The following is a 23917-nucleotide window of genomic DNA, read 5'->3' on the forward strand; positions in this document are numbered from 1 at the left end:
CGAATTTATTAAATTAAATGAAAAAAACTGCTTTTATCAGTGTAATCCTATTACTTTTAGGATTAGTAGTTTCATGTGAAAAAGATTTTAAAGATATTGGAACCTCTGTTATTAAAAACGGAGCTTTTGAAACAAAAGACACTCTTTTAGATATAAACATAACCCCTGTTGACCTTGCTTCGGTAAAAGCTGATGGTGGAATTACCAACGCTAGTTTAGGAAAATATTTATTAGGCATATTTAACAGACCTCAATATAAAAAAATTGAAGCTTCTGTTGTTTCGCAACTAAGCTACCTACCTGATTTAAAAGTAGTAGACAAAACCTACGGCTCAGACACAACAGTAGTTACTAAAATGGATAAAGCTTTTATAATGTTACCTTATACGGCAACAGATACAAGCTCTACTTCTGAAAAAAAATATAATATTGATGTACTTGGAGACCCTTCAACTCCTGCATCAATAAAAGTATACCAAAACGAAACGTATTTAAATAGCCTAGACCCATCTAATCCTTCACAGCCAAACTCATACGAATCAAACTATAATTATGTTGATGGCGATTTATTAAACGAAGACGCTAATTTCACATACACGGTTCCTCAAAATGAGAGCTCACAAGACACTATTTTTATTGTTGAAAGACATTTAAGCACCGATGAAGTTTTTCCTACTACCGTTAAGTTAGCAAACGCACAGCCTTTCATGACTATTCCTTTAGATAAAGAGAAAATTAAAAATTTATTTTTAGACAAATACGAAAGCTCTGAATTCGAATCAAAAGAAGCTTTTAATAATTATTTTAGAGGATTAAAAATTGAAGCTTCTGGTGATAACGGAGCCTTAATTCCTTTTGATTTTGCCAACAACCAACCAACACTCGAAATTTATTACACCAACACTATTTTGAAAGGGGGGGCGGTTATAGATACCATTACTAAAAACGACTCATTCCCTTTATGGCGTTTACGAAACAGCATCTACAAACCAACTGCTGGTCCCACACCTGATAGCGGCGATTTTGTTATTCAAGGAACTGCAGGAACGATGGCTAATATTGATATTTTACAAGGAACACAATTAGCGCAATTAAAAGCAAAAAATTGGCTAATAAATGATGCCTCATTAATATTTTATATCAATAAAAACAAAGACACAAGCAACCTACCTTCACGTTTGTTACTATATAAAAACGGAACAAATAATCCAAGTCAAATAAAAGACATAATTGTAGAAGGAGAAAGTACTTTTGGCGGTTACCTAGTTAGAGACGACAATAACAAAGCTGATAGATACCATTTTAGAATAACCGATTATATTTCTGATTTATTAACTGGAAAATCTAGCTACAATCCTCCTTTAGGACTAAAAGTTTACAATAGCACAGATACGCCTAGCACAACAACTGTTGACACCATTGTTAAATCGTATAACTGGAATCCTAAGGCTATTACCTTATACAGTAATACTAGCACCAATTCTATTAAAAAAGCTCAACTAAAAATATCGTATTCTATTAAAAAATAAGCTAAATTATTATGTGCGGAATTACAGGCTACATAGGCTATCGAGATGCCTATCCAATAGTTATTAATGGTTTAAAACGATTAGAGTATCGTGGTTATGATAGCGCTGGTATTATGTTATACGATGGCGAAACGATGCACCTATCGAAAACCAAAGGAAAAGTTTGTGATTTAGAGGAAATTACCAACACTAACGAAAAAAGGAAAAAAGGAAAAATAGGAATAGGACACACACGTTGGGCTACACACGGAGTGCCTAATGATGTAAATTCGCACCCCCATTTTTCTCAGTCAGGTAACTTAGCAATCGTACACAACGGTATTATCGAAAATTACGACACCCTTAAAAAAGAACTAATAGCCCGTGGATATTCTTTTAAAAGTGATACCGACACCGAAGTTTTAGTAAACTTAATTGACGAAGTTAAAAAAAACGAAGGATGCAAACTTGGAAAAGCAGTTCAACTAGCTTTAACCCAAGTTATAGGAGCCTATGCAATTGCTGTTTTTGACAAAACAAAACCTAACGAAATTATAGTAGCTCGCCTAGGAAGCCCTATTGCTATTGGAGTTGGAAAAGATTTTACTGAATTTTTTATTGCCTCTGACGCCTCACCTTTTATAGAATACACTAAAGAAGTTATTTATTTAGATGAGCATGAGCTTGCTATTATAAAACTTGATAAAGGGGTTAAAGTTCGAAAAATTAATGATGATTCTTTAGTTGATGCTAAAATTGAAGAATTACAAATGAATTTAGAGCAAATAGAAAAAGGGGGATACGACCACTTTATGCTTAAAGAAATTCACGAACAACCCAAAGCAATCACAGATACCTATAGAGGAAGAATACTAGCCGATGAGGGAATTATTAAAATGGCTGGAGTAGACAATAATCTTGAAAAATTTTTAACTGCAAATAGAATTATTATTGTTGGTTGTGGTACTTCTTGGCACGCTGGTTTAGTGGGCGAATATTTATTTGAACACTTAGCCCGAATTCCTGTAGAAGTTGAATATGCATCAGAATTTAGATATCGAGACCCAATTATTACGCCAAAAGATGTGGTTATTGCTATTTCTCAATCTGGAGAAACGGCTGATACATTAGCCGCCATTAAACTAGCTAAATCAAAAGGAGCTTTTGTTTTTGGTGTTTGTAATGTTGTAGGTTCTTCGATTGCTAGAGAAACGCATGCGGGTGCATACACCCATGCTGGTCCAGAAATTGGTGTTGCTTCTACTAAAGCTTTTACAACACAAATAACCGTATTATCGCTTATTGCCTTAAAATTAGGCAGCGAAAAAGGAACATACGCCAAGGCCAATTTTCAAAATTATCTACGCCGAATGGAACTGATTCCTAGCAAGGTAGAAGAATTATTAAAAATAGATAATCAAATTAAAGAAATTGCGCATATTTATAAAGACGCCTACAATTGCTTATACTTAGGTAGAGGATTTAACTTCCCCGTAGCTTTAGAAGGTGCCCTAAAATTAAAAGAAATTTCTTACATCCATGCAGAAGGATATCCTGCTGCAGAAATGAAACATGGTCCTATTGCATTAATAGACGAAAATATGCCTGTTTTTGTAATTGCCATAAATAAAGGGCATTACGAAAAAATAGTTAGTAACATTCAAGAAATTAAGGCTCGAAGTGGTAAAATTATTGCTATTGTTACTCAAGGAGATGTAGAGGTTAAAAGAATTGCAGACCATATTATCGAAATTCCTGAAACGGAAGAAGCATTAAGCCCTCTATTAACCACTATTCCGTTACAATTATTATCGTATTATATTGCCGTAATGCTAAATAAAAATGTAGACCAACCTAGAAATTTAGCTAAAGCGGTTACTGTTGAGTAATGCTTTTTTAAAAAATACTAACAGCGCTTTTTTCTCCCAAATCATTGCTAAACAAGTACCTTAAAGCAAAGGTAAGGTAACTTAAAATAGCCCGCATTGGTTTTAAAAAACGCGAGGCGAATTAAAATAAATTTAACGCGGCTAATTTTATTTTTTTATAGGCTCTCTTCTTGTATCCTTTTAAAATTTCAAAAGGTAGGTAGACAACTAATTTCAGTAGTTTTAATATTCCGAATAATTTTTTCATAGCTAGCTTTTCTTTTTCAAAGTACACAAAGGTATAAAAAAACTAAATACAACCCTATAAAAACACGAATACCTATGTTGTAGAAAATAAAGATTGTAATTACAAATTAACTCTTAAGCAACAGTAGAAATTTAAAATTTATTAAACTACTCTATTTAATTTTTCAAACAATCGTTTTTTTAGACTAGTATAATTGTTTACTTCTTCTAAATCAGCAGATGCTTTTTGTGTTTTTATATCATTTAAAATTTCATTGATTTTCTTTTCAATTAAAATTCGACGAATATTTAATATGGCATCGGTAACTAATTTAGGAAGCACTTTTTTTGTTTCTGTAACAAATATTTCTTTTCGTTGCCAATCGCTTAAAATATACCTTTCTTCATCCATTAAAACACTCGTTACTAATTGAGCAATATTATTATTTTTATGATGCACCAGTTGTTCTATTGCTATTTTTTCATTTTGATTTAATTGGTGTATTAAACTATAATATACTTGTTTAAACACATCGTTTGTAAACTCAATTTCATCTTCTTGTAAATGCAAATAAAGTTCTTTGGCAACTATATTTGTATGTTGTTCTTTTTCTAAAGTAATTTTTCCTTCTTCATCTTCAACTTCTACCCAATCGGTAAAATCAACCTCTTGATTACCATATAATAACAAAATACGAATAATCTCTTTTTCTAATAAATATAAACTATCTATTTTAGGCTGAGTAACTTGTTTTACTACTTCTAAAGATTGTTCTTTTTGATAATGCTTTATCGCTTCTTTACTATTTTTTTTTAGTATTTGAGCTAATTCACTAAACAACACACGTTCTGAAACCCCCATAACACGAGCACATTCTTGCACATAAACCTCTCGTTTAATGGTATCAGGAATTTTAGATATACTTACAACAATATCTCGAATTAAACTAGCTTTTTTTATAGGGTCGTCAGCGGCATCTTTTAACAATAATGAGACTTTAAAAGCTATAAAATCGAGTGCATTTTCTTTTAAATATGTTTTTAATTCATCACTTGAATTAAGTTTTGCAAAGCTATCTGGATCTTCTCCTTCTGGAAATGAAACAACTTTAACATTCATGCCTTGCTCTAAAATTAAATCAATACCTCGAATAGATGCTCTAATACCTGCGTCATCACCATCAAATAGAACGGTAATATTTTTTGTTAGTCTATTAATTAACCTAATTTGGTCTGGCGTTAAGGCTGTTCCTGATGAGGCTACCACATTTTCTATTCCCGACTGATGAAAAGAAATTACATCGGTATATCCTTCTACTAAAAAGCAATTATCTTGTTTTGCAATTTCCTTTTTTGCTTGATAAATACCATAAAGAACTTTGCTTTTATGGTAAATTTCACTTTCAGGAGAATTTATATACTTAGCAACTTTTTTATTATTTGTTAAAATTCTACCCCCAAACCCTAATACTCTACCCGATATAGAATGAATAGGAAATAACACGCGGGCTTTAAAACGATCAAATTGTTTGTTTTCTTTAACAACGGTTAAACCTGTTTTTTCAAGATATTTTAAATTGTATCCTTTTTCTAAAGCTGTTTTCGTGAAATTATCCCATTGATCTATGGCGTATCCTAATTCAAATTTTTTAATTGTTTGTTCTCTAAAACCTCTTTCTTTAAAGTAGGTTAACCCTATGGCTTTACCTTCTGGAGTGTTGTACAGCACATCATAAAAGTATTCTTTAGCGAAATTGGTAACTAAAAACATACTTTCTCTTTCGCTTACTTGTTCTTTTTCTTCGTCGGATTGTTCTGTTTCTTCAATCTCAATATTATATTTTTTTGCTAACCAACGAATAGCCTCAGGGTACGAGTAATGTTCGTGTTCCATTAAAAAAGAAATAGCATTTCCTCCTTTACCGCTACTAAAATCTTTCCATATTTGTTTTACGGGTGAGACCATAAAAGATGGAGTCCGTTCTTCTGTAAACGGACTCAATCCTTTAAAATTACTTCCTGATTTTTTTAATTGAACAAATTCTCCAACAACCTCTTCTACTCGAGCAGTTTCAAAAACTTTTTCTATGGTTTGTTGGGTTATCATTAATTTGTTCTTTACAAACTAACTTTAACTTATTTTTGTAACAGTTAAAGCGTATTACGAAGCAACACTTAATTTTTTAAGGGTTGTTTTAGTTAATTTATTTTCTGCATAAGCCTTATCTACTACAAATTCTTTAGTATCTGTACCAGGTAATTCAAACATTGCATCAGTTAATATAGCTTCGCAAAGCGATCGTAATCCACGAGCTCCTAACTTGTATTCAATAGCTTTATTAACAATATATTGCAAAGCTTCTTCTTTTATAGAAAATGTTACCCCATCCATAGCAAACAGCTTTGTATATTGTTTAATAATAGAGTTTTTGGGTTCTGTTAGTATTGCTCGTAAGGTTTTAGCATCTAACGGATTCATGTAACTTAATACAGGTAAACGACCGATTATTTCAGGTATTAACCCATATTCTTTTAAGTCGGACGGAATGATATACTGCAATAAATTATCTTCGTCTATTTGATCTTCTTCTATTGAAGCACCAAAACCAACAGCTTGCATATTTAAGCGTTTACTAATAACCCTATCAATTCCAGAAAATGCACCTCCAGCAATAAATAAAATGTCTTTGGTGTCTACTTCTATAAATTTTTGTTCAGGGTGTTTTCTACCTCCTTTAGGAGCAACATTTACTACAGTACCTTCTAATAATTTTAGCAATGCTTGCTGTACCCCTTCACCCGAAACATCTCTAGTAATAGAAGGGTTATCTCCTTTTCGAGCTATTTTATCTATTTCATCAATAAAAACAATACCTCTTTCTGCTTTTGAAACATCGTAATCAGCAGCTTGTAATAAACGACTTAAAATACTTTCTACATCTTCACCAACATATCCTGCTTGTGTTAAAACAGTGGCATCAACAATAGAAAAAGGTACATTTAACATTTTAGCTATGGTACGTGCTAAAAGCGTTTTTCCTGTGCCAGTATCACCAACTAAGATAATGTTTGATTTTTCAATTTCTACCTCGTCAGATTCGTCTTTAGCCTGTAATAATCTTTTATAGTGATTATATACCGCTACTGACATCGCTTTTTTTGTTTCTTCTTGCCCAATAATATACTCATCTAAAAAAGCCTTAATTTCTTTGGGTTTTTTTAAGATTAAATCTTTTGGCAGATTGCTCGTTTTTGCTTCGGCAACTTCTTCTTGAACGATACCATATGCTTGCTCAATACATTTGTCACAAATATGCGCATCGATACCCGCAATTAACAAATCTGTTTCTGCTTTTTTTCGTCCACAAAACGAACATTGTAAATTTTCTTCTTTCGACATAATTTCCCGCTTTAAAATAATAAACCCGTAATGGTTTTAATCTTACCCTCTTGTTAAGATTTCATCAACCATTCCGTATTTTTTTGCCTCAGCTGCTGTCATCCAATAGTCGCGGTCAGAATCTGCACTAACCTTATCCATCTTTTGTCCAGAATGTTTTGCAATAATCGTGTATAATTCGTCTTTTAACTTTAAAATTTCACGAGCGGTTATTTCAATGTCTGAAGCTTGCCCTTGCGCACCCCCAAGAGGTTGGTGAATCATAATTCGCGAATGGGGTAATGCCGAACGTTTTCCTTTCTCTCCTGCACACATTAATACTGCCCCCATAGAAGCTGCCATTCCAGTACAAATAGTAGCTATATCTGGCTTAATAAATTGCATGGTATCATAAATTCCTAAGCCCGCATACACACCACCACCTGGTGAATTAATATATATTGAAATGTCTTTCGATGCATCTAGGCTTTCTAAAAATAGCAATTGTGCTTGTACTATATTAGCCACTTGATCATCAATTCCAGTTCCTAAAAATATAATTCTATCCATCATCAAACGAGAAAAAACATCCATTTGAGTAATATTCATTTGACGCTCTTCCATAATATACGGCGTTAAACTACTCGTTATCTTACCCAAATGTGTACTGTTAATTCCTAAATGTTTGACAGCATATTTTTGAAACTCTTTTCCGTAGTCCATTGTTACTTTTATGTTTTTTAAATTAAAGGAGTAAAGATACAAAGATTTTTTCTGTTTTAACCCTAATGTTACTTCTGCTATTTTAACTATTTGAGTTTGGTATTTGCTACATTATTCTTCTTTTAAAAACGAAAACAAAACTGACCTAAAAATTGATAATAATATACTAAATAAAAGAGCAGTTAAAAACCCATTAACGTTAAACCCTGTAACTAAATTACCCGCCAATAAAATAATTACAGCATTAATAACAAATAAAAACAGACCAAGGGTTACTATAGTTACTGGAAACGTAAAAAACACTAGTAATGGGCGTACAAACATATTAAGTAGCGAAATTACAAACGCTACTATAACTGCCGTACCATAATTATCAACTGTAATGCCTGGTAAAATATTTGCCAATATAATTACGGCTAAAGTCGTTAGTAAAAGTTTTATAAAAGTAGTCATTTTATCAAATGCGGCATTTTGTTGGCTTACACTAAAACAATCATATTCAGGTAATTAAAAATTTTATGCCGTTTAAAACGATGAATTATTTTTTCAAATATAAACCTAAATTAAAAAATCAAGAATAACATAAAAAAATTACAGAAACAATGTTTTATACACATTAGATTAAATGGCGATAAAACTTATTTCAATAAAAAGTTTTTTATGATTTTAAACTTACCTTTGTAAAAAATTTATCAATCTCTTTTTTTTAGTTTTTAATAAAGCTAAATACTGAATATCGACTCATCAAAAATAATTTTCTTAAATGAAAAAAAAGTTTCCACTACTTATTAAAATTACTATCGCCGCTATATATTTAATTTTTTTAGCAGGAGCTGTGGTTCGTATGACAGGGGCAGGCATGGGATGCCCTGATTGGCCTAAATGTTTTGGACAATATATTCCGCCTACTTCGGTAGAGCAAATTATGTGGAAACCCAATACCGAATTTAAAAAAGGAATGATTATTATTAAAAACGAATCTCTTTTTGTAGCGCAACATACGGTAAAAACGAATGCTGAATTTAATTCTGAAAACTGGAAAAAATACACAAAACATAATTACGCTAAATTTAATAAATACCATACTTGGACAGAGTATGTTAACCGCTTAACCTCGGCTTTAGCTGGAATTCCGTTTTTATTATTACTTATTTTTTCTATTCAATTTCGAAAAGAAAACAAAACTATTCCCTTACTTGCTTTTAGCGCCTTCTTTTTAATTTTATTTGAAGCGTGGTTGGGTAAAACAGTGGTTGATTCTAATTTAAAACCAACAATTATTACTCTTCATATGATAGCTGGGTTAGTTGTTATTATGATACTATTAAAATTATTATTTATTGTATCTAATAAAAAAATGACGTTTAAATACAACTCGTTATTTAACAAGCTATTAATTGTTTCGGTAATTTTTTCGTTAATTCAAATTGCTTTTGGAACACAGGTTAGGCAATTTATTGACGAACAAGTAAAATTATATGGCTTTGAAAACAAACAATATAGCTTATTAAACCCCAGTTTTAAATTTTATTTTCATAGGTCATTTACCATTGCAATTATACTGGTAAACATTGCACTTTTTTATTTAAATCAGGTTAAAAATCTAGGCTATAAACTTGTAAACTGGATTGTAGGGCTAATTTTTTTAGAAACAATAACAGGTATTATAATGTATTATGCCGAATTTCCAATAGGCACACAAGCTGTTCACTTGCTTACAGGGTCTATTTTATTTGGATTACAGTTTTACTTATGGTTACAATCACGAAAAGCAAACTTAATAACGAAGTAATTTTCTGAATTGTAAATCACTACCTATATTATTGCCACTTTAAGGTTTCCATCATTCTAACCATATCTTTTTTAATATATGCAACAGCAGGTAAAATAGAATCGTAATTAGGTTTAGCATTAAAAAAAAGAGAGGCTTTTAAAAAATGTTTTGTGCTATCAGTTACGTGAAATTGCACTTGTGATGCTGAATTTCCTGTAATATCAAATAGCTTTCCGTACACTTTATTTTTTTTGTTAGCGTAATTAACTGAAGAAATTTGATCTGCCTTTATTGTGTGTTCAAACACCAATTTTTCAGCCTCCATAAACAGTTCTTTTAAATTGTTTTTTACAGGGCGATAAGTAATATCAATTGATGCTTTTAATTTTGGATACTCAATATTTATCCAGTTTTTTGGTAAATCTTTTACTTTTGAATCACTCGGTATTTCAAAAGTATACGGTCTTTTTATCGGTAATTTTACATACGTATTTTCAGGATACTGTAAACTTAAATATCCTTTAGGCTTAGGTAAAGTTTCGTCGTTACAAGAAAACAAAACAGCAATTGCAAAAAAAATAATTAAACTACGCATTTTTAGTTACCTTAAGTTGTTTTATCCTTTTTCTATCTACAACTTCAATAATAAACGTATAGTCAGCAAAGTTTATTTTTTCTCCTTTTTTCGGAAATTTACCCGATATTTCTAAAATAAAACCTGCTAGGGTTTCACTTTCTCCCTTTTCTTGTTCAAATTTTTCTTCATCTTCATCATCTAACACTCGACAAAAATCTTTTATCGTAGTTTTTCCTTCAAAAATATACGTATTATTATCTAATTTAGAATACATTAAATTATCATCGTCAAACTCATCATTTATATCGCCTACAATTTCTTTAATAACATCATCTAAAGTTACAATACCGCTGGTGCCACCATACTCATCAACCACGATAGCTAAGTGATTTTTTTTCTCTTGAAATTCAATTAACAAATCATCTAACTTTTTATTTTCTGGCACAAAAATAGGTTCTCGCAACAATTTTTGCCATTTAAAACCCTTTTTATTTAAGTGCTCTAACAAATCTTTAGCATATAAAACACCGACAACATTATCAATAGATTCATGGTAAACAGGATTTCTAGAATAGCCTTTTTTTAATATTTTTTTTAAAACATTTTCGTACAATTCATTATCTGGAATAGCAAAAACATCGGTTCGCGGCTTCATAATTTGCACCGTTTCGGTATTTCCAAAACTTACAATGCCTTCTAAAATTTTTTGCTCATCTCTAGTGGTTTCGTCAGAAACGGTTAACTCAAGAGCCTGCGAAAGTTTTTCTACCGATAAATTAGTGTTTTTACCTCCCAATCGATTTTCTATTACACTTGTTAAGTTTATTAAAGGGTAACTTAAGGGGGTTAAAAGCGTGTTTAAAAAATTAATAGGTTTCGCCATAATAGCCGAAAATTGCAACGATTTTCTACTCGCATAAACTTTAGGCAACACTTCTCCAAACAATAAAATAAGAAATGTAACCAACACCACTTCTAATAAAAAACGTACTGAAATTTTAAAAAAATAAAAATTGATGGTGTAATTAAAATTGCCAAAAAATTTATCGGTTAAGGTAGCAAATAACAGTACAATTAAAATATTTATAAAGTTATTGGTAATAAGTATAGTTGCTAGTAATTTTTTAGGTCTTTCTAATAGTTTAACAACTAAATTTTGTTGCTTTGAATTGTTTGAAAGCGAATCTAACTGACTTTGTGAAAGCGAAAAAAAAGACACTTCGGCTCCAGAGATTAAAGCCGACAAAATCAATAATATTATTAATAAAACACCATTAACTATTGCCATAAAAGGAATAGCTAAAAAAATAGATAAAAAAAAGTCGGAATCAGGATCCAATAATTACATTTTGGTTAAACTAAAAAGGCAAATCGTCGTCTTCAAAAGCGTCATTTTTCTTATTCGGCTCGTCTATTTTAGGCTGACTGGGTGTAGCAGAAATAACAGCATTAGAATCTTTCTTTGTCGCTAGCATTGTCATGTCTTGTACATGAATTTCAGTAGTATATCGCTTTTGCCCATCTACCTCATATTGTCGGTTTTTTATACGACCTTCAACATAAATTCTATCTCCTTTAGTAAGGTATTTTTCACAAATCTCTGCCAACTTATTACGTACCACAATATTGTGCCAATCGGTATTGGTAACTCGTTCACCTGTTTGTCGGTTTGTATAGGTTTCATTAGTTGCCAAAGGAAAACGCCCAATAGAGTTACCTCCATCGAAATAATGCATTTTTACTTCGTCACCTAAATGCCCAATCAATATTACTTTGTTAACGGTTCCTGCCATAATTTACAAGATTCTTTTTCTTTATCAGTCGTTAAAACCAATTGTCTACTAAACGTACCAAAGATAGAAATTAATTTATGAATTCTTTTAAAAAATTAGCAATTAAAATAGAAACAGGATATTTTTTAACGTTTTTCCAAGAAATTGCATTTTTTAATCCCTGTTTGGTTTCTACAATCCAAAAGCGAGTATGAATATGTTGATGAGAGAGCTTATGAACAATTTTATTTTGATTAAATAACGAAACGCTTGTTTTCGAAGAAAACAAATCAGAAAATGTATTGGTGAAAATTAGTTCTTCTTCGTTAATATATTTTGAAGTTTCAATTAAAGGAAACTGATATAACCCCTGCCAAACATCTTTGTTTTTTCGCTTTTCAAACACTGTTTTATTATCAGCTGTAACAACAACTAAATAGTTAAAATAACGATGCTTTATTGTCGCTTTTTTTTCTTTTACTGGAAGATTTTGAATTTGCTTTTCATTTAAAGCCACACAACTCGAAGCCAATACGCAGTCGGCACAAAAAGGGTTTTTAGGTTTACAGTGCAACGCACCAAACTCCATAATTGCCTGATTATATAACCCAGGTTGTTTCAAATTAATAAGTTTTTGTGCTAATGCTTTAAATTCTTTTTTACCTGCTGTTGAATTTATAGGCGTTTTTATTCCAAAATAACGTGCTAATACGCGATATACATTTCCATCAACAACAGCCGTAGGTTCATCAAAACATATCGAAGCTATTGCTGCAGCAGTATAATCACCAACTCCTTTTAATTGTAGCAAATCATTATAACTATCTGGAAATTTTCCATCTAATTTATCTACAATATATTTTGCTGAAAAATGCAAATTTCTTGCCCGAGAATAATAACCTAAACCTTGCCATAGTTTTAAAACCGTGTGTTCGTTTGCCTTAGCAAGATCGAAAACAGTTGGAAAAGCCTCTGTAAATTTTAAAAAATAAGGTGTGCCCTGCGCCACCCTTGTTTGCTGCAAAATAATTTCGCTAAGCCAAACATAATAAGGTTCTTTTGTTTTTCGCCAAGGTAAATCGCGTTGATTTTGCAAATACCAAAAAATTAATGTGTTAGAAAAAATCATAACTATTAAAAAGCGTTGCGCAATATTACTATAAAATAGTTAGATAATTTTAAAGATTAATTTTTTTCGGAATAGATTAATTATCATATATTTGCATCCTCAAAAATTAAAACTTAACACAACGAAATATCCACAATGACAAAAGCAGATATCATATCGAAGATTTCGGAAAAATCAGGAATTGAAAAAGCAGACGTTTTAACAACCGTTGAAGCGTTTATGAATGAGGTAAAAGGAGCATTAGAAAATGGAAATAACGTTTACCTAAGAGGTTTTGGTAGTTTTATAATTAAAACTAGAGCAGAAAAAAAGGGTAGAAATATTTCTAAAAACACAACTATTAAAATACCCGCACACAACATCCCTGCCTTTAAACCTGCTAAAGTATTTACAAATAGCGTTAAAGCAAAGGTAGCTGTAAAATAAAGTATTAACTTGCCCTTTAAAGGGTTTTAAAACAACATTTTTAATTATGCCAAGTGGTAAAAAACGAAAAAGAGCAAAAATCTCTACACACAAACGTAAAAAAAGAGCAAGAGCAAACCGTCATAAGAAAAAGTAAGCAATAGCTTACTTTTTCAGTTTTGTATTTTGCAAAGTTCTTTGACATAGAAGTTTTATTAATTTTAATAAACTTCGTTTGGTATTTACTATTGTTTTTTTAATTTAAAAAAACAATATATCTGTACACAAAAATTAATCTCGCCTGCACTGTAGATTTATAAATCTAGCGTGTTGGCACAAAACATTTCAGAATGAAAAAAACAGAATTAATTATTCGTTCCAATTCATCTGATATTGATTTTGCCTTATTAAGAGATGGCAAACTTATTGAACTAAATAAAGAAACAAACGACAGCAAATTTTCGGTAGGTGATATTTTTTTAGCAAAAATTGGAAAAATACTTACCGGATTAAATGCCGCTTTTGTAAATGTAGGATACCCAAAAGATGGGTTTTTACATTATCACGATTTAGGGCCACAAGTACTATCTTTAAGTAAATTTATAAAAAAAGTAAGTACAGGTAAATATAAAGAATTCACTTTAAAAAACTTTCGTTTCGAAGAAGATATAGATAAAAACGGAAGTATTAACGACGTACTAAAAACTGGGCAAAATTTATTAGTACAAATTGTAAAAGAACCTATTTCTACCAAGGGGCCACGTATAAGTTCAGAGCTCTCTATAGCTGGTAGATTTTTAGTTTTAGTTCCTTTTTCTAACAGAATTTCGGTGTCACAAAAAATAGCAGACCCAAATGAAAAAGAACGCTTAAAAAAATTAGCAAAAAGCATTAGACCTAAAGGGTTTGGTGTAATTTTACGAACGGTAGCCGAAGGCAAAAAGGTAGCCGAATTAGACAAAGACTTACAAAACTCGCTTGAGCGTTGGAAAACCATGTGTAAACGAATTGCAAACACAAATACACCTACAAAAATTTTAAGTGAGTTAAATAGAGCATCTTCTATTTTAAGAGATGTGATGAACGATTCTTTTACGAGTATTATTACAAATGATGAGACCTTAAAGGTTGAAATTAAAGAGTATTTACAAGAAATTTATCCCGAAAAAGAAAACATTGTAAAACTACACCGCTCTAAAACACCTATTTTTGAAAAATATGGAATAGAGCGACAAATAAAAACATCGTTTGGCAAAACCGTTTCAATGAGCAAAGGTGCTTATTTGGTAATAGAACATACCGAAGCACTACATGTTATCGATGTTAACAGTGGCAATCGATCTAATAAAGCAAATAATCAAGAAGAAACGGCTTTAGAAGTAAATTTAATTGCCGCTAGTGAAATTGCTCGCCAATTACAATTACGTGATATGGGAGGTATTATTGTGGTTGATTTTATTGATATGAAATCTACAGAAAACCGACAACGACTATATCAATTTTTAAAAGACGAAATGTCTTTTGACCGCACAAAACATAAAATTTTACCCCCTAGTAAATTTGGATTGGTACAAATTACTCGTCAACGCGTTCGCCCAGAAATGCATATAAAAACAACAGAATCGAACCCTAATAAAAATGGAGAAGTAGAAGCTCCTATTGTATTAATAGACAAAATAGAAGCAGATTTAGACCGTCTTTTAAACGGTACAAAAAAATATAAAGAAATTACGCTAAATGTACACCCTTTTATTGCTGCCTATTTAACTAAAGGAGTAAATTCTATTCGATTTAATTGGTTTTTAAAATATAAAAAGTGGATTAAAATTTTACCTAGAGATGCTTACACATACTTACACTATAAATTTTATTATAAAAATAAGTAAGGCATTTTATATATCAAATCAAAGAGACTGTCTTATTTAGACAGTCTCTTTTTTTTTTTGCTTAACTAAGTAAAAATCAGAAACCTTTATTAATTAAAGTCATATATTTAGTACCTTTGCAAAGGTTTATTCGATTATTAAACAATAAAATATATTTAAATGAAAACACACAAAATTATATCTGTTTTTGTTTTTGCTTTTTTAGCTTTAACAGCCTGTAAAAATACTGACAAAAAAACAGAGACCACTAAAGAAGTTGCTACCAACAACATCAAAAAAACAGTTTTAAATATTTCTGGAATGACTTGTGAAATTGGTTGCGCCAGAACAATTCAATCTAAACTATCAAAAAAAGAAGGCGTTGTTGATGCAAAAGTAGTTTTTGCCGACAGTATTGCCACCATACAATATGATGCCTCAAAACTTAACGATGCCTCTTTAATTGCTTTTATTGATAATATTGGTGATGGTAAATTGTACAAGGCTTCAAAAGCTACTAACTATAAAGCCTCAAACGCTAGCTGCAAATCAAAAGACAAAAAAGAGTGTAAAGGTGATTCTATGAAGATGAATTGCACGTCAAAAGACAAGAAAGAATGTAATGGCGATTGCAAGAAGATGAATTGCACAGCGAAAGACAAAAAAGAATGTAAAGGCGATTGCAAAAAAGCTTGTTGCAATACCGAAACAAAAGCATAAACCTTAATATTTAAGTAGCATACTAGACTACTACTATATTTTGATAAGTCATTAACAAATTTAAATTTGTTAATGACTTATTTTTTTAACGCTAAACAAAGCATAAATAGTTGCCAATAGCCACAAGCCATTAAACGTTAGTTTTTAGAAGAACCTTCTTCGTCATTTATCCACTCTTTAATTTTAGTATCATTTAATATATATTTTTTATACTTCCCGTTTTTATACCGATAATAAATAAACAATGGCATTAAAACAAAAGTCATATATAATACCGCTAAACCAATTACTATTTGTGCATTTTTATGATTCGTTTTTAATAAATAAATACCTGTTGCCATCCAAACTAAAAAAACGATGAACAATATTTTTAACACTACTTTCATACCCATAAAATTAAATGATAAAACAAAACTGCCTAAAAATACTTTTTAGGCAGTTTTACTATCTTTTGAATATGCTTAATTAGTCTACTAAAGGAGGTATTCTTAGTACTTGACCAGGATAAATTTTATCTGGATCTTTAAGCATCGGTTTATTTGCCTCAAAAATTACAGGGTACTTCATTGCATTACCATAATATTCTTTAGCTATCTTACCTAAAGTGTCTCCTTTCTCAACAGTATGAAATTGAGCCATTGCGGCTTCATTTACAGCTTCAGCAACCGTCATTTTATCATCTACTGAAGCAATACCCTCAGTATTTCCAACTACTAAAACCACTTTTTCTTTAGTTGCTAAATCAGCCGCTTCACCATAAACAGTTGCAGTATCATCATCTACCTCTATTGATAAGTTTTCAACTGGTAATTCTAATGATTTTACCGCATCTGCTAATTTTGCAGCTTTTTCTGCAGCTTCTTCTTCTGTTGTTTTTCCTATGCCAAACACCTTAGCACCAGCATTTTTAATAAACGAAAATAATCCCATTTTACTTGTTTTTTTATTGATTAATATAAAATATTTTACTGCACAATATACAACTTTTATACTACAATATAAATTATGAGTTGTAAAATACAATCGAAAAAATACATTTTATAATACTCCCTTTTGTAAAAGCATTTTTTAGTAATGTCTGCTATTTAAAATGAGTTATTTTTTTCAAAAAACAACTATACTTATTACATACAACCGTTTTACAAAAAATTACCTAAAAGGGCATTAAGTAAAAATAAGACAATTATAAAGTCTTTAATCCATTCTTTATTAATGAGTTGTAATCCGTTAGCAAGTATAATCGCTATAGAAAAAAAAGCATATAACCACTCACTTTTATTACCCTGACTTAGAAATAAAGCAAAAAAAACAGCGACTAAAAAGTGTGTTGAAATTAAAATCCAATTTTTTTTGAATCTATTGCTTATCGCTATTGCTTTTGGCGTTTTATAAAACAACGATATAAGAGTAAAAAAGCCTATAAACAATAACATTTCTATATGAGAATAATCATAATTTAAACTAACTTTCCAATTAAAAAGATTATAAAAATTTTCTGTTTCATTATACCAAAAACAATATGTAAAATATAAAAAAACAGGAATTAAAAAAGTAACCAGAGGCACTATTAATATTTGAATGGTTGGCTTTTTATACATAAAAATACTTGCATATAGTAAAATAATAAAAACCAAAGTATTCGGTTCTATAATAAAAGTAATACTTAACCAAAAAACACCGTCAAATAATTTTTGAATACTCTGTTTTGAATTTTGCAGACTATATATTTTTCTAAAAAAAAGAAACAATAAAGCATTAACTAAAAGCGTTTTTTCGTTTAAAAAACTCTCTGGAATAGCAGTTATACATAAAATAAAAAAAAGAAAAGCATAGGCATTGTCAGGTGACAGTTTATTTTTTTTATCAATAAAAAGAAAAAAGGCAAAATTTAATACTAAAAGAACACCATAACTAAAAACATTAAGCCACGTATTTTCAAATAAAAAAGAAACTGAAACCTTGTTTATTAAGGCAATTGTAAAAAACACCATAAACAACCCCAAAAGGGCTACAAATGTTATTGGTTTAGATTTGCTAAAAAAATTACCTAACATTGTTTCTTTTTTATATTTTTGCACCGTAAATATACTTAAGTTATGATAGCAGGCAATATTTTTAAATGGATTGGTGACTTATTTACCAATTTTTTATTCTTACCATTTGAATGGATACGCTTAACTTTAGCAAAAGCAGATAAAGGTTGGTGGATTTCTAATTTAGTTAATTGGATTTTTTTAATAATCTTATTCGTGCTATTTGCATATTGGATGAAAACTTCTGCTCGCTTTAAAAGAGAAGGAAAAGAAGACAAAGCTTAATTTACTTGATAAATTTTGGGAAGTAAAAACAAGCTAAAACGTTTTAAAGAAAACGAAACGTTTGCAAATGTTATTCAACCAACTCGAGAAGAAGTTATTAACAACTTTTCGCATCAAGGCAAATGGCATACTTTTTTTAAAAACAACCATCCAATAGTTTTAGAACTAGGCTGTGGAAAAGGCGAATATACAATTGCCTTAGCTAAAAAAAATCCAGACAAAAATTTTATTGGAATTGATATTAAAGGAGCTCGATTTTGGCGTGGAGCAAAAACCGCAATAGAAAAAGAGTTAAAAAATGTAGCCTTTATTAGAACTCAAATAGAATTGGTTGATTTTATTTTTGGCGAAAATGAAGTTTCTGAAATTTGGATAACTTTCCCCGACCCACAGATTAAATATAAGCGAACCAAACACCGCTTAACCAATACTGATTTTTTAAAAAAATACCACCGCATTTTAAATTCCGATGGCGTTGTTAATCTAAAAACAGATAGCGAGTTTATGCATGGCTATACTTTAGGTTTACTACATGGCGAAGGGCATAAAATTTTACATGCCAATCACGATGTATATAAAAATGTATACAGCCCTGAAGAAGTAACAGCCACACAAACTTTTTACGAAAAACAATACCTAGAAAAAGGAAAACCAATTACCTATATCAAGTTTAAACTGAATTATTAATTCCGTTTTTATACTCCTTTACACCGTAAAAGGTACTTAAAACAGTTTCAAAACCATAAAGTATCGATTGTTTCTCTTTTTTTAAAAAGAATATTACATTTACACTTTTATGACAAATAAAAACTTTTACGAAAAAGTATATGAAGTAGTACAGTTAATTCCCTATGGAAGAGTAACGAGTTACGGGGCTATTGCCACCTATTTAGGAACCGCTCGTTCAGCACGTATGGTTGGCTGGGCAATGAACAACTCGTCAAAAAAAGATATGCCAGCTCATCGTGTGGTAAATAGAAAAGGGCTATTAACAGGCAAACATCATTTTAACGGAACCAACCTAATGCAACAGCTTCTAGAAAGTGAAGGCATTAAAGTAATTGACAATCAAATTCAAGATTTTGAAAATGTTTTTTGGAATCCAAGTCAAGAGTTATCCCAAATAATTTAAAACACGTTTATAACCCGCCTCAAAAGGCTATTAACATTCACTTTTAAACTCTTTATTATCTGCATTCTATAGTGTATCTTTGCAAGGTTTATTTTAATTAAAAATAACTTCTATTACTTAGTCGTATAAAGCAAACAACTACAATGACAAAAAAACAACAAATATATAAGGCTTTAGAAACCATAACAGCCCCGGGAGAAGGTAAAAGTTTAGTAGAAAACAAAAACATAACCAATGTAGTAATTTTTGATAATGAGGCAATTGTAGATGTAAGTATTACAAACCCTTCGTTACAAGCAAAAAAGAAAGTTGAGGTTGAAATTATGAAAGCCATTCACCAACACGTTGATCAAAAAATTAATGTAAAAGTAAATGTGAAAGTAGAAGTTTCAGAAAAAGAAAACCCAAATCAGATTCGAGGAAAAGAAATTCCAAATATTAAAAATATTATTGCTGTAGCTTCTGGAAAAGGAGGCGTAGGAAAATCAACTATCACAGCTAATATGGCAATTTCTTTAACTAAAATGGGATTTAATGTAGGGGTTTTAGATGCCGACGTATATGGGCCTTCTCAACATTTAATGTTTGATGTAGAAAACGAAAAACCATTAGCTGTTAAAGTAGATGGACGTTCTAAAATGAAGCCCATAGAAAATTATGGCGTAAAACTGCTATCATTAGGTTTTTTCACCAACCCAAATCAAGCTGTAATTTGGCGTGGCCCTATGGCCTCAAAAGCTTTAAACCAATTAATTTTTGATGCTGATTGGGGAGAACTCGATTTTTTATTGATTGACTTGCCTCCAGGCACAGGAGATGTACATTTATCTATCGTACAAGCATTACCTATTAACGGTGCCGTTGTAGTAAGCACCCCACAAAATATTGCCCTTGCTGATGCTAAGAAAGGTGTAGCTATGTTTAAACAAGAAAGTATTAATGTGCCTGTGCTAGGAATAGTAGAAAACATGGCCTACTTTACCCCTGCTGAATTACCTGAAAACAAATATTATATTTTTGGTAAAAATGGAGCTAAAAATTTAGCTCAAGACATCGAAACTCGTTTTTTAGGAGAAATACCTTTAGTAGAAAGTATTCGTGAAGCTAGCGATGTAGGGCATCCTGTAGCTTTACAAGAAAATACTCCTTTAGAAAAAGCATTTTCTGAAATAACTAAAGAAATGGTGTCTGAATTATTAAAAAGAAATGCCAATTTACCCCCAACAGAAATCGTACGAATTACAACAATGAGCGGTTGTAGCACTGTAAAAAGTTAAAAAATGACAGCACAAAAAACACTAACTAATGTAAAAAAAGCGCTGGATGAAATTCGTCCATTTTTACTAAACGACGGAGGCAACATAAAGTTAGTCTCAATAAAAGACAATACCGTAGAAGTACAATTAGAAGGGGCTTGTACAGGTTGTTCGGTAAATCAAATGACGCTTAAAAATGGTGTAGAAGCTACTATTAAAAAATATGCGCCAGAAATACAAAGAGTTATTAATATTGAATAATTAAAAATCCGTTTTTTTTTAATTTCTTTTTTAAAATGATAGTAAAACAATTATATCATTTTACATAACTAATTTACTAAAAAAAAAAGACCTCTTCTAGTTTTAAAACTAGATTGGTTTAAAAAATAAAAATAATGATACAGACCGATATACTAATTATTGGCGCAGGTCCTACAGGACTATTTACCGTTTTTGAAGCAGGGTTATTAAAACTTCGTTGTCATTTAATTGATGCTTTACCACAACCTGGAGGGCAGTGTTCAGAAATTTATCCCAAAAAACCAATCTATGACATCCCTGCCTATCCAGAAATTTTAGCAGGTGACTTAACCCATAAATTACTAGAACAAATTAAACAATTTGAACCCGGTTTTACACTAGGCGAACGTGCTGATACCATTGAAAAGCAAGATGACGGAACGTTTATTGTAACCACTAATAAAGGTACAAAACACCAAGCCCCTGTAGTAGCAATTGCTGGTGGATTAGGTAGTTTTGAACCTAGAAAACCACCTATTGATAATATTAGCCATTTTGAAAATAAAGGGGTTGAATATATGATTAAAGACCCTGAGATGTATCGAAATAAAAATGTAGTAATTGCTGGTGGAGGCGATTCTGCTTTAGATTGGTCTATCTTTTTAACCGATGTCGCTAAATCAGTTACCTTAATTCACCGAAGAAATGAATTTAGAGGTGCTTTAGACTCGGTTGATAAAGTACAAGAATTAAAAAATTTAGGAAAAATTAATTTGATTACCCCTGCCGAAGTAAAAGGAATTTTGGGCAGCGATAAAGTTACAGGAGTTGCCGTAGAAAAAGTAGGCGAAACTCCTTTTATTATTGATACCGATCATTTTATACCCCTTTTCGGGTTATCGCCTAAATTAGGCCCTATAGCTAATTGGGGATTAGAAATTGAAAAAAATGCCATTAAAGTAAACAATGCTTTAGATTACCAAACTAACACTGAAGGTATTTATGCCATTGGCGATGTAAATACCTATCCTGGAAAACTAAAGTTGATTTTATGTGGATTTCACGAGGCTACTTTAATGTGTCAAAGCGCGTATAAACGAATTCATCCTGATAAAAAATACGTGATGAAATATACAACTGTTGGTGGGGTTGATGGGTTTGACGGAACTCGTAAAGAAGCTCCTAAAGCAGTGATTAAAAAAATTGAGTAATTTTTAAAAATGACATTTGATAGAACAGGGATTATACTATATACCATTAACTACAAAAAATGCATCGATTTTTATAGTAATATTCTTGAATTAAAAATACTGTTTACAACGAAAACACTAACTTGTTTTGAGTTTGGAGGCAGTTATTTAATGGTAGAAAAAGATCATAAAGAAGCAACTGTTAATCATCATCAAAGAATTAAAACCTGTTTAAGAATAAATGTTTCTGATGTAAAAACATACGCACAAAAACTGGTTTCAAAAGGCATTAAAGTTGATTATCAAGAACACTCTTGGGGTACAGTAGCTAAATTTTTTGACCCAGACAAAAACCTCTGTGCTTTTAAAGACTCCGACAAATTTGAGAAACAACTCACTGCATATAATCTAGCAAAAAAGTAAAATACCACAAACCAGCAACTATTCAAAATCATTAAAACTTTCTGTATATTTGTAGAACAACAAATAAAAATCTATAAATGTACTGGTTAGACCTTTTATCGTATTTAAAATTTATGATAAAACGGAATCCTGAATAAGGCATCATTTTGCGTTAAATAATTACAAATGTACAATCAACAGCTATTGATTGTTATGTTAATAAATTAAACCCGTTTAAAATGCCTTTTTATCATAAGTTAGGAAAAATTCCACATAAACGACACACTCAATTTCGTAAAAAAGACGGAAGTTTATATCATGAGCAGTTGTTTGGCACAATTGGTTTTGACGGAATGTCAACCAACAGCTACCACGAGCACAGACCCACAATGGTTAAAGAAATTCGAAAACAATATTCGGTTGCACCAAAAGTGGTAAAACAAAACAATGTTCAATCATATCGGTTTAGAGGATTTCAAGTTTCACCAGAAAACGACTATTTACAAAGCCGAAAAATAGTGCTTACCAATACCGATTGTAACATTATTTTAGCCGCGCCTAAGCAATCTACCAAAAGTTATTTTTATAAAAATGCCGATGCCGACGAGGTAATATTTGTTCATAAAGGAACCGGAAAATTACGTACCATGTTGGGTAATTTAAACTTTAAATATGGTGACTACCTAGTAATTCCTCGTGGAATTATTTATAAACTCGATTTTAACACCGAAGATAATCGGTTATTTATTGTCGAATCATACAACCCTGTATACACCCCTAAACGTTATCGAAACTGGTTTGGGCAATTGTTAGAACATTCGCCATTTTGCGAACGTGATATTCGTAGACCCGAAGAATTAGAAACCCATAACGAAAAAGGAAATTTTGTTATCAATGTAAAAAAACAAAATGAAATTATCGAAATGGTATACGCAACACATCCTTTTGATGTGGTTGGGTATGATGGCTATAACTACCCATATGCTTTATCAATTCACGATTTTGAACCCATAACTGGACGCATACATTTACCGCCACCAATTCATCAAACCTTTGAAACAGATGCCTTTGTAATTTGCAGCTTTGTTCCTAGGTTATACGATTATCATCCACAAGCAATTCCTGCACCCTACAATCATAGTAATATTGATTCTGATGAAGTATTGTATTATGTAGACGGTGATTTTATGAGTAGAAATGATATTGCTTCGGGGCATATTTCGCTACATCCAGCAGGTATTCCGCACGGACCACACCCAGGAGCCGTTGAAAGAAGTATTGGCAAAAAAGCAACTAATGAATTAGCCGTTATGGTAGATACTTTTAAACCTCTAAAAATAACCGACGAAGCCCTAAAAATAGCCGATGAAGACTATTACAAATCGTGGCTCTAAAAGGAGTTGTTTTTATGTG

25 protein-coding genes are annotated in these 23917 nt (G+C 31.2%); 14 read left to right on the plus strand and 11 right to left on the minus strand.

The features are described from left to right. Window positions 1-17: 17 nt before the first annotated feature. A complete protein-coding gene (locus tag AB2B44_RS03050; protein ID WP_369048075.1) occupies window positions 18-1529 on the plus strand; it encodes a DUF4270 family protein in 1512 nt (503 codons plus the stop codon). 11 nt (window positions 1530-1540) lie between these two features. After that, on the plus strand, window positions 1541-3397 hold the full coding sequence (gene glmS / locus AB2B44_RS03055; protein WP_369048076.1) for a glutamine--fructose-6-phosphate transaminase (isomerizing): 1857 nt from the start codon (window positions 1541-1543) through the stop codon (window positions 3395-3397). A 388-nt stretch (window positions 3398-3785) separates the two neighbouring features. On the opposite strand, the gene dnaG is transcribed toward glmS, so the two are convergent. From dnaG to AB2B44_RS03075, 4 genes are all read right to left on the minus strand, one after another. Next, on the minus strand, window positions 3786-5729 hold the full coding sequence (gene dnaG / locus AB2B44_RS03060; RefSeq protein ID WP_369048077.1) for a DNA primase: 1944 nt from the start codon (window positions 5727-5729) through the stop codon (window positions 3786-3788). 54 nt (window positions 5730-5783) lie between these two features. Further along, a complete protein-coding gene (gene clpX / locus AB2B44_RS03065) occupies window positions 5784-7022 on the minus strand; it encodes an ATP-dependent Clp protease ATP-binding subunit ClpX (protein ID WP_369048078.1) in 1239 nt (412 codons plus the stop codon). Window positions 7023-7064: 42 nt separating this feature from the next. Continuing rightward, window positions 7065-7724, minus strand: coding sequence for an ATP-dependent Clp endopeptidase proteolytic subunit ClpP (gene clpP / locus AB2B44_RS03070; RefSeq protein ID WP_369048079.1), 660 nt, complete (start codon window positions 7722-7724; stop codon window positions 7065-7067). 111 nt (window positions 7725-7835) lie between these two features. Then, on the minus strand, window positions 7836-8177 hold the full coding sequence (locus AB2B44_RS03075) for a phage holin family protein (protein ID WP_369048080.1): 342 nt from the start codon (window positions 8175-8177) through the stop codon (window positions 7836-7838). A 310-nt stretch (window positions 8178-8487) separates the two neighbouring features. Between AB2B44_RS03075 and AB2B44_RS03080 the strand changes: the two genes are divergently transcribed. Beyond that, on the plus strand, window positions 8488-9516 hold the full coding sequence (locus tag AB2B44_RS03080) for a heme A synthase (RefSeq protein WP_369048081.1): 1029 nt from the start codon (window positions 8488-8490) through the stop codon (window positions 9514-9516). A 28-nt stretch (window positions 9517-9544) separates the two neighbouring features. On the opposite strand, the gene gldD is transcribed toward AB2B44_RS03080, so the two are convergent. The 4 genes from gldD to mutY all read right to left on the minus strand — a co-directional run bounded on the left by gldD (window position 9545) and on the right by mutY (window position 12976). Further along, window positions 9545-10093, minus strand: coding sequence for a gliding motility lipoprotein GldD (gene gldD, locus AB2B44_RS03085; protein WP_369048082.1), 549 nt, complete (start codon window positions 10091-10093; stop codon window positions 9545-9547). Continuing rightward, a complete protein-coding gene (gene gldE / locus AB2B44_RS03090) occupies window positions 10086-11414 on the minus strand; it encodes a gliding motility-associated protein GldE (protein ID WP_369048083.1) in 1329 nt (442 codons plus the stop codon). The genes gldD and gldE overlap by 8 nt, the downstream gene beginning before the upstream one ends. Window positions 11415-11433: 19 nt before the next feature. Beyond that, window positions 11434-11868 carry a single-stranded DNA-binding protein gene (locus AB2B44_RS03095; RefSeq protein ID WP_369048084.1) on the minus strand — a complete coding sequence of 145 codons (435 nt, stop codon included), beginning with the start codon at window positions 11866-11868 and terminating at the stop codon, window positions 11434-11436. Between the two features lie 70 nt (window positions 11869-11938). Then, complete coding sequence (gene mutY / locus AB2B44_RS03100) at window positions 11939-12976, minus strand: A/G-specific adenine glycosylase (protein WP_369048085.1); 1038 nt, start codon at window positions 12974-12976, stop codon at window positions 11939-11941. A 135-nt stretch (window positions 12977-13111) separates the two neighbouring features. Between mutY and AB2B44_RS03105 the strand changes: the two genes are divergently transcribed. From AB2B44_RS03105 to AB2B44_RS03115, 3 genes are all read left to right on the plus strand, one after another. Continuing rightward, window positions 13112-13402 (plus strand): HU family DNA-binding protein, encoded by a 291-nt coding sequence (locus tag AB2B44_RS03105; RefSeq protein ID WP_369048086.1) that lies wholly within the window; start codon window positions 13112-13114, stop codon window positions 13400-13402. Between the two features lie 329 nt (window positions 13403-13731). Next, entirely contained in the window at window positions 13732-15267 is a 1536-nt protein-coding gene (locus AB2B44_RS03110; RefSeq protein ID WP_369048087.1) for an Rne/Rng family ribonuclease, read from the plus strand. A gap of 159 nt (window positions 15268-15426) precedes the next feature. Then, window positions 15427-15966 carry a heavy-metal-associated domain-containing protein gene (locus tag AB2B44_RS03115; protein WP_369048088.1) on the plus strand — a complete coding sequence of 180 codons (540 nt, stop codon included), beginning with the start codon at window positions 15427-15429 and terminating at the stop codon, window positions 15964-15966. Window positions 15967-16103: 137 nt separating this feature from the next. Here AB2B44_RS03115 and AB2B44_RS03120 read toward each other — a convergent pair whose 3' ends face one another. From AB2B44_RS03120 to AB2B44_RS03130, 3 genes are all read right to left on the minus strand, one after another. After that, window positions 16104-16352 (minus strand): hypothetical protein, encoded by a 249-nt coding sequence (locus AB2B44_RS03120; protein WP_369048089.1) that lies wholly within the window; start codon window positions 16350-16352, stop codon window positions 16104-16106. 79 nt (window positions 16353-16431) lie between these two features. Then, a complete protein-coding gene (gene lysM, locus AB2B44_RS03125; RefSeq protein WP_369048090.1) occupies window positions 16432-16896 on the minus strand; it encodes a peptidoglycan-binding protein LysM in 465 nt (154 codons plus the stop codon). Between the two features lie 209 nt (window positions 16897-17105). Then, window positions 17106-18020, minus strand: coding sequence for a DUF6427 family protein (locus AB2B44_RS03130; RefSeq protein ID WP_369048091.1), 915 nt, complete (start codon window positions 18018-18020; stop codon window positions 17106-17108). A 42-nt stretch (window positions 18021-18062) separates the two neighbouring features. Between AB2B44_RS03130 and AB2B44_RS03135 the strand changes: the two genes are divergently transcribed. The 8 genes from AB2B44_RS03135 (at window position 18063) to AB2B44_RS03170 (ending at window position 23898) form a co-directional block, all read left to right on the plus strand. Then, complete coding sequence (locus AB2B44_RS03135) at window positions 18063-18284, plus strand: hypothetical protein (RefSeq protein ID WP_369048092.1); 222 nt, start codon at window positions 18063-18065, stop codon at window positions 18282-18284. Between the two features lie 15 nt (window positions 18285-18299). After that, window positions 18300-18971: a tRNA (guanosine(46)-N7)-methyltransferase TrmB gene (gene trmB, locus AB2B44_RS03140; protein WP_369048093.1), complete on the plus strand. Its 672-nt coding sequence runs from the start codon at window positions 18300-18302 to the stop codon at window positions 18969-18971. 109 nt (window positions 18972-19080) lie between these two features. After that, window positions 19081-19416, plus strand: a complete 336-nt coding sequence (locus tag AB2B44_RS03145; RefSeq protein WP_369048094.1) for an MGMT family protein — start codon at window positions 19081-19083, stop codon at window positions 19414-19416. Window positions 19417-19559: 143 nt separating this feature from the next. Continuing rightward, entirely contained in the window at window positions 19560-20693 is a 1134-nt protein-coding gene (locus tag AB2B44_RS03150) for a P-loop NTPase (protein WP_369048095.1), read from the plus strand. A 3-nt stretch (window positions 20694-20696) separates the two neighbouring features. Continuing rightward, a complete protein-coding gene (locus AB2B44_RS03155) occupies window positions 20697-20933 on the plus strand; it encodes a NifU family protein (protein WP_369048096.1) in 237 nt (78 codons plus the stop codon). Window positions 20934-21067: 134 nt separating this feature from the next. Beyond that, a complete protein-coding gene (locus AB2B44_RS03160; RefSeq protein WP_369048097.1) occupies window positions 21068-22123 on the plus strand; it encodes an NAD(P)/FAD-dependent oxidoreductase in 1056 nt (351 codons plus the stop codon). Window positions 22124-22132: 9 nt separating this feature from the next. Further along, a complete protein-coding gene (locus AB2B44_RS03165) occupies window positions 22133-22525 on the plus strand; it encodes a VOC family protein (protein ID WP_369048098.1) in 393 nt (130 codons plus the stop codon). 218 nt (window positions 22526-22743) lie between these two features. After that, complete coding sequence (locus tag AB2B44_RS03170) at window positions 22744-23898, plus strand: homogentisate 1,2-dioxygenase (protein WP_369048099.1); 1155 nt, start codon at window positions 22744-22746, stop codon at window positions 23896-23898. The last annotated feature ends 19 nt before the right edge of the window (window positions 23899-23917 follow it).

Origin of the sequence: Tenacibaculum sp. UWU-22 (assembly GCF_041021355.1) — a bacterium.
In the GTDB taxonomy this organism is placed as follows: domain Bacteria; phylum Bacteroidota; class Bacteroidia; order Flavobacteriales; family Flavobacteriaceae; genus Polaribacter.

Excerpts from the sequence above, each read along its gene's own strand:
- lysM (WP_369048090.1), bottom strand. The coding sequence starts at position 16,896 with ATGGGATTATTTTCGTTTATTAAAAATGCTGGTGCTAAGGTGTTTGGC.
- gldD (WP_369048082.1), bottom strand. The coding sequence starts at position 10,093 with ATGCGTAGTTTAATTATTTTTTTTGCAATTGCTGTTTTGTTTTCTTGT.
- AB2B44_RS03160 (WP_369048097.1), top strand. The coding sequence starts at position 21,068 with ATGATACAGACCGATATACTAATTATTGGCGCAGGTCCTACAGGACTA.
- AB2B44_RS03105 (WP_369048086.1), top strand. The coding sequence starts at position 13,112 with ATGACAAAAGCAGATATCATATCGAAGATTTCGGAAAAATCAGGAATT.
- AB2B44_RS03115 (WP_369048088.1), top strand. The coding sequence starts at position 15,427 with ATGAAAACACACAAAATTATATCTGTTTTTGTTTTTGCTTTTTTAGCT.
- AB2B44_RS03120 (WP_369048089.1), bottom strand. The coding sequence starts at position 16,352 with ATGAAAGTAGTGTTAAAAATATTGTTCATCGTTTTTTTAGTTTGGATG.
- glmS (WP_369048076.1), top strand. The coding sequence starts at position 1,541 with ATGTGCGGAATTACAGGCTACATAGGCTATCGAGATGCCTATCCAATA.
- AB2B44_RS03170 (WP_369048099.1), top strand. The coding sequence starts at position 22,744 with ATGCCTTTTTATCATAAGTTAGGAAAAATTCCACATAAACGACACACT.
- mutY (WP_369048085.1), bottom strand. The coding sequence starts at position 12,976 with ATGATTTTTTCTAACACATTAATTTTTTGGTATTTGCAAAATCAACGC.
- AB2B44_RS03165 (WP_369048098.1), top strand. The coding sequence starts at position 22,133 with ATGACATTTGATAGAACAGGGATTATACTATATACCATTAACTACAAA.
- AB2B44_RS03095 (WP_369048084.1), bottom strand. The coding sequence starts at position 11,868 with ATGGCAGGAACCGTTAACAAAGTAATATTGATTGGGCATTTAGGTGAC.
- AB2B44_RS03150 (WP_369048095.1), top strand. The coding sequence starts at position 19,560 with ATGACAAAAAAACAACAAATATATAAGGCTTTAGAAACCATAACAGCC.
- AB2B44_RS03075 (WP_369048080.1), bottom strand. The coding sequence starts at position 8,177 with ATGACTACTTTTATAAAACTTTTACTAACGACTTTAGCCGTAATTATA.
- AB2B44_RS03145 (WP_369048094.1), top strand. The coding sequence starts at position 19,081 with ATGACAAATAAAAACTTTTACGAAAAAGTATATGAAGTAGTACAGTTA.
- dnaG (WP_369048077.1), bottom strand. The coding sequence starts at position 5,729 with ATGATAACCCAACAAACCATAGAAAAAGTTTTTGAAACTGCTCGAGTA.
- AB2B44_RS03110 (WP_369048087.1), top strand. The coding sequence starts at position 13,732 with ATGAAAAAAACAGAATTAATTATTCGTTCCAATTCATCTGATATTGAT.
- clpP (WP_369048079.1), bottom strand. The coding sequence starts at position 7,724 with ATGGACTACGGAAAAGAGTTTCAAAAATATGCTGTCAAACATTTAGGA.
- clpX (WP_369048078.1), bottom strand. The coding sequence starts at position 7,022 with ATGTCGAAAGAAGAAAATTTACAATGTTCGTTTTGTGGACGAAAAAAA.
- AB2B44_RS03080 (WP_369048081.1), top strand. The coding sequence starts at position 8,488 with ATGAAAAAAAAGTTTCCACTACTTATTAAAATTACTATCGCCGCTATA.
- AB2B44_RS03155 (WP_369048096.1), top strand. The coding sequence starts at position 20,697 with ATGACAGCACAAAAAACACTAACTAATGTAAAAAAAGCGCTGGATGAA.
- AB2B44_RS03135 (WP_369048092.1), top strand. The coding sequence starts at position 18,063 with ATGATAGCAGGCAATATTTTTAAATGGATTGGTGACTTATTTACCAAT.
- AB2B44_RS03130 (WP_369048091.1), bottom strand. The coding sequence starts at position 18,020 with ATGTTAGGTAATTTTTTTAGCAAATCTAAACCAATAACATTTGTAGCC.
- AB2B44_RS03050 (WP_369048075.1), top strand. The coding sequence starts at position 18 with ATGAAAAAAACTGCTTTTATCAGTGTAATCCTATTACTTTTAGGATTA.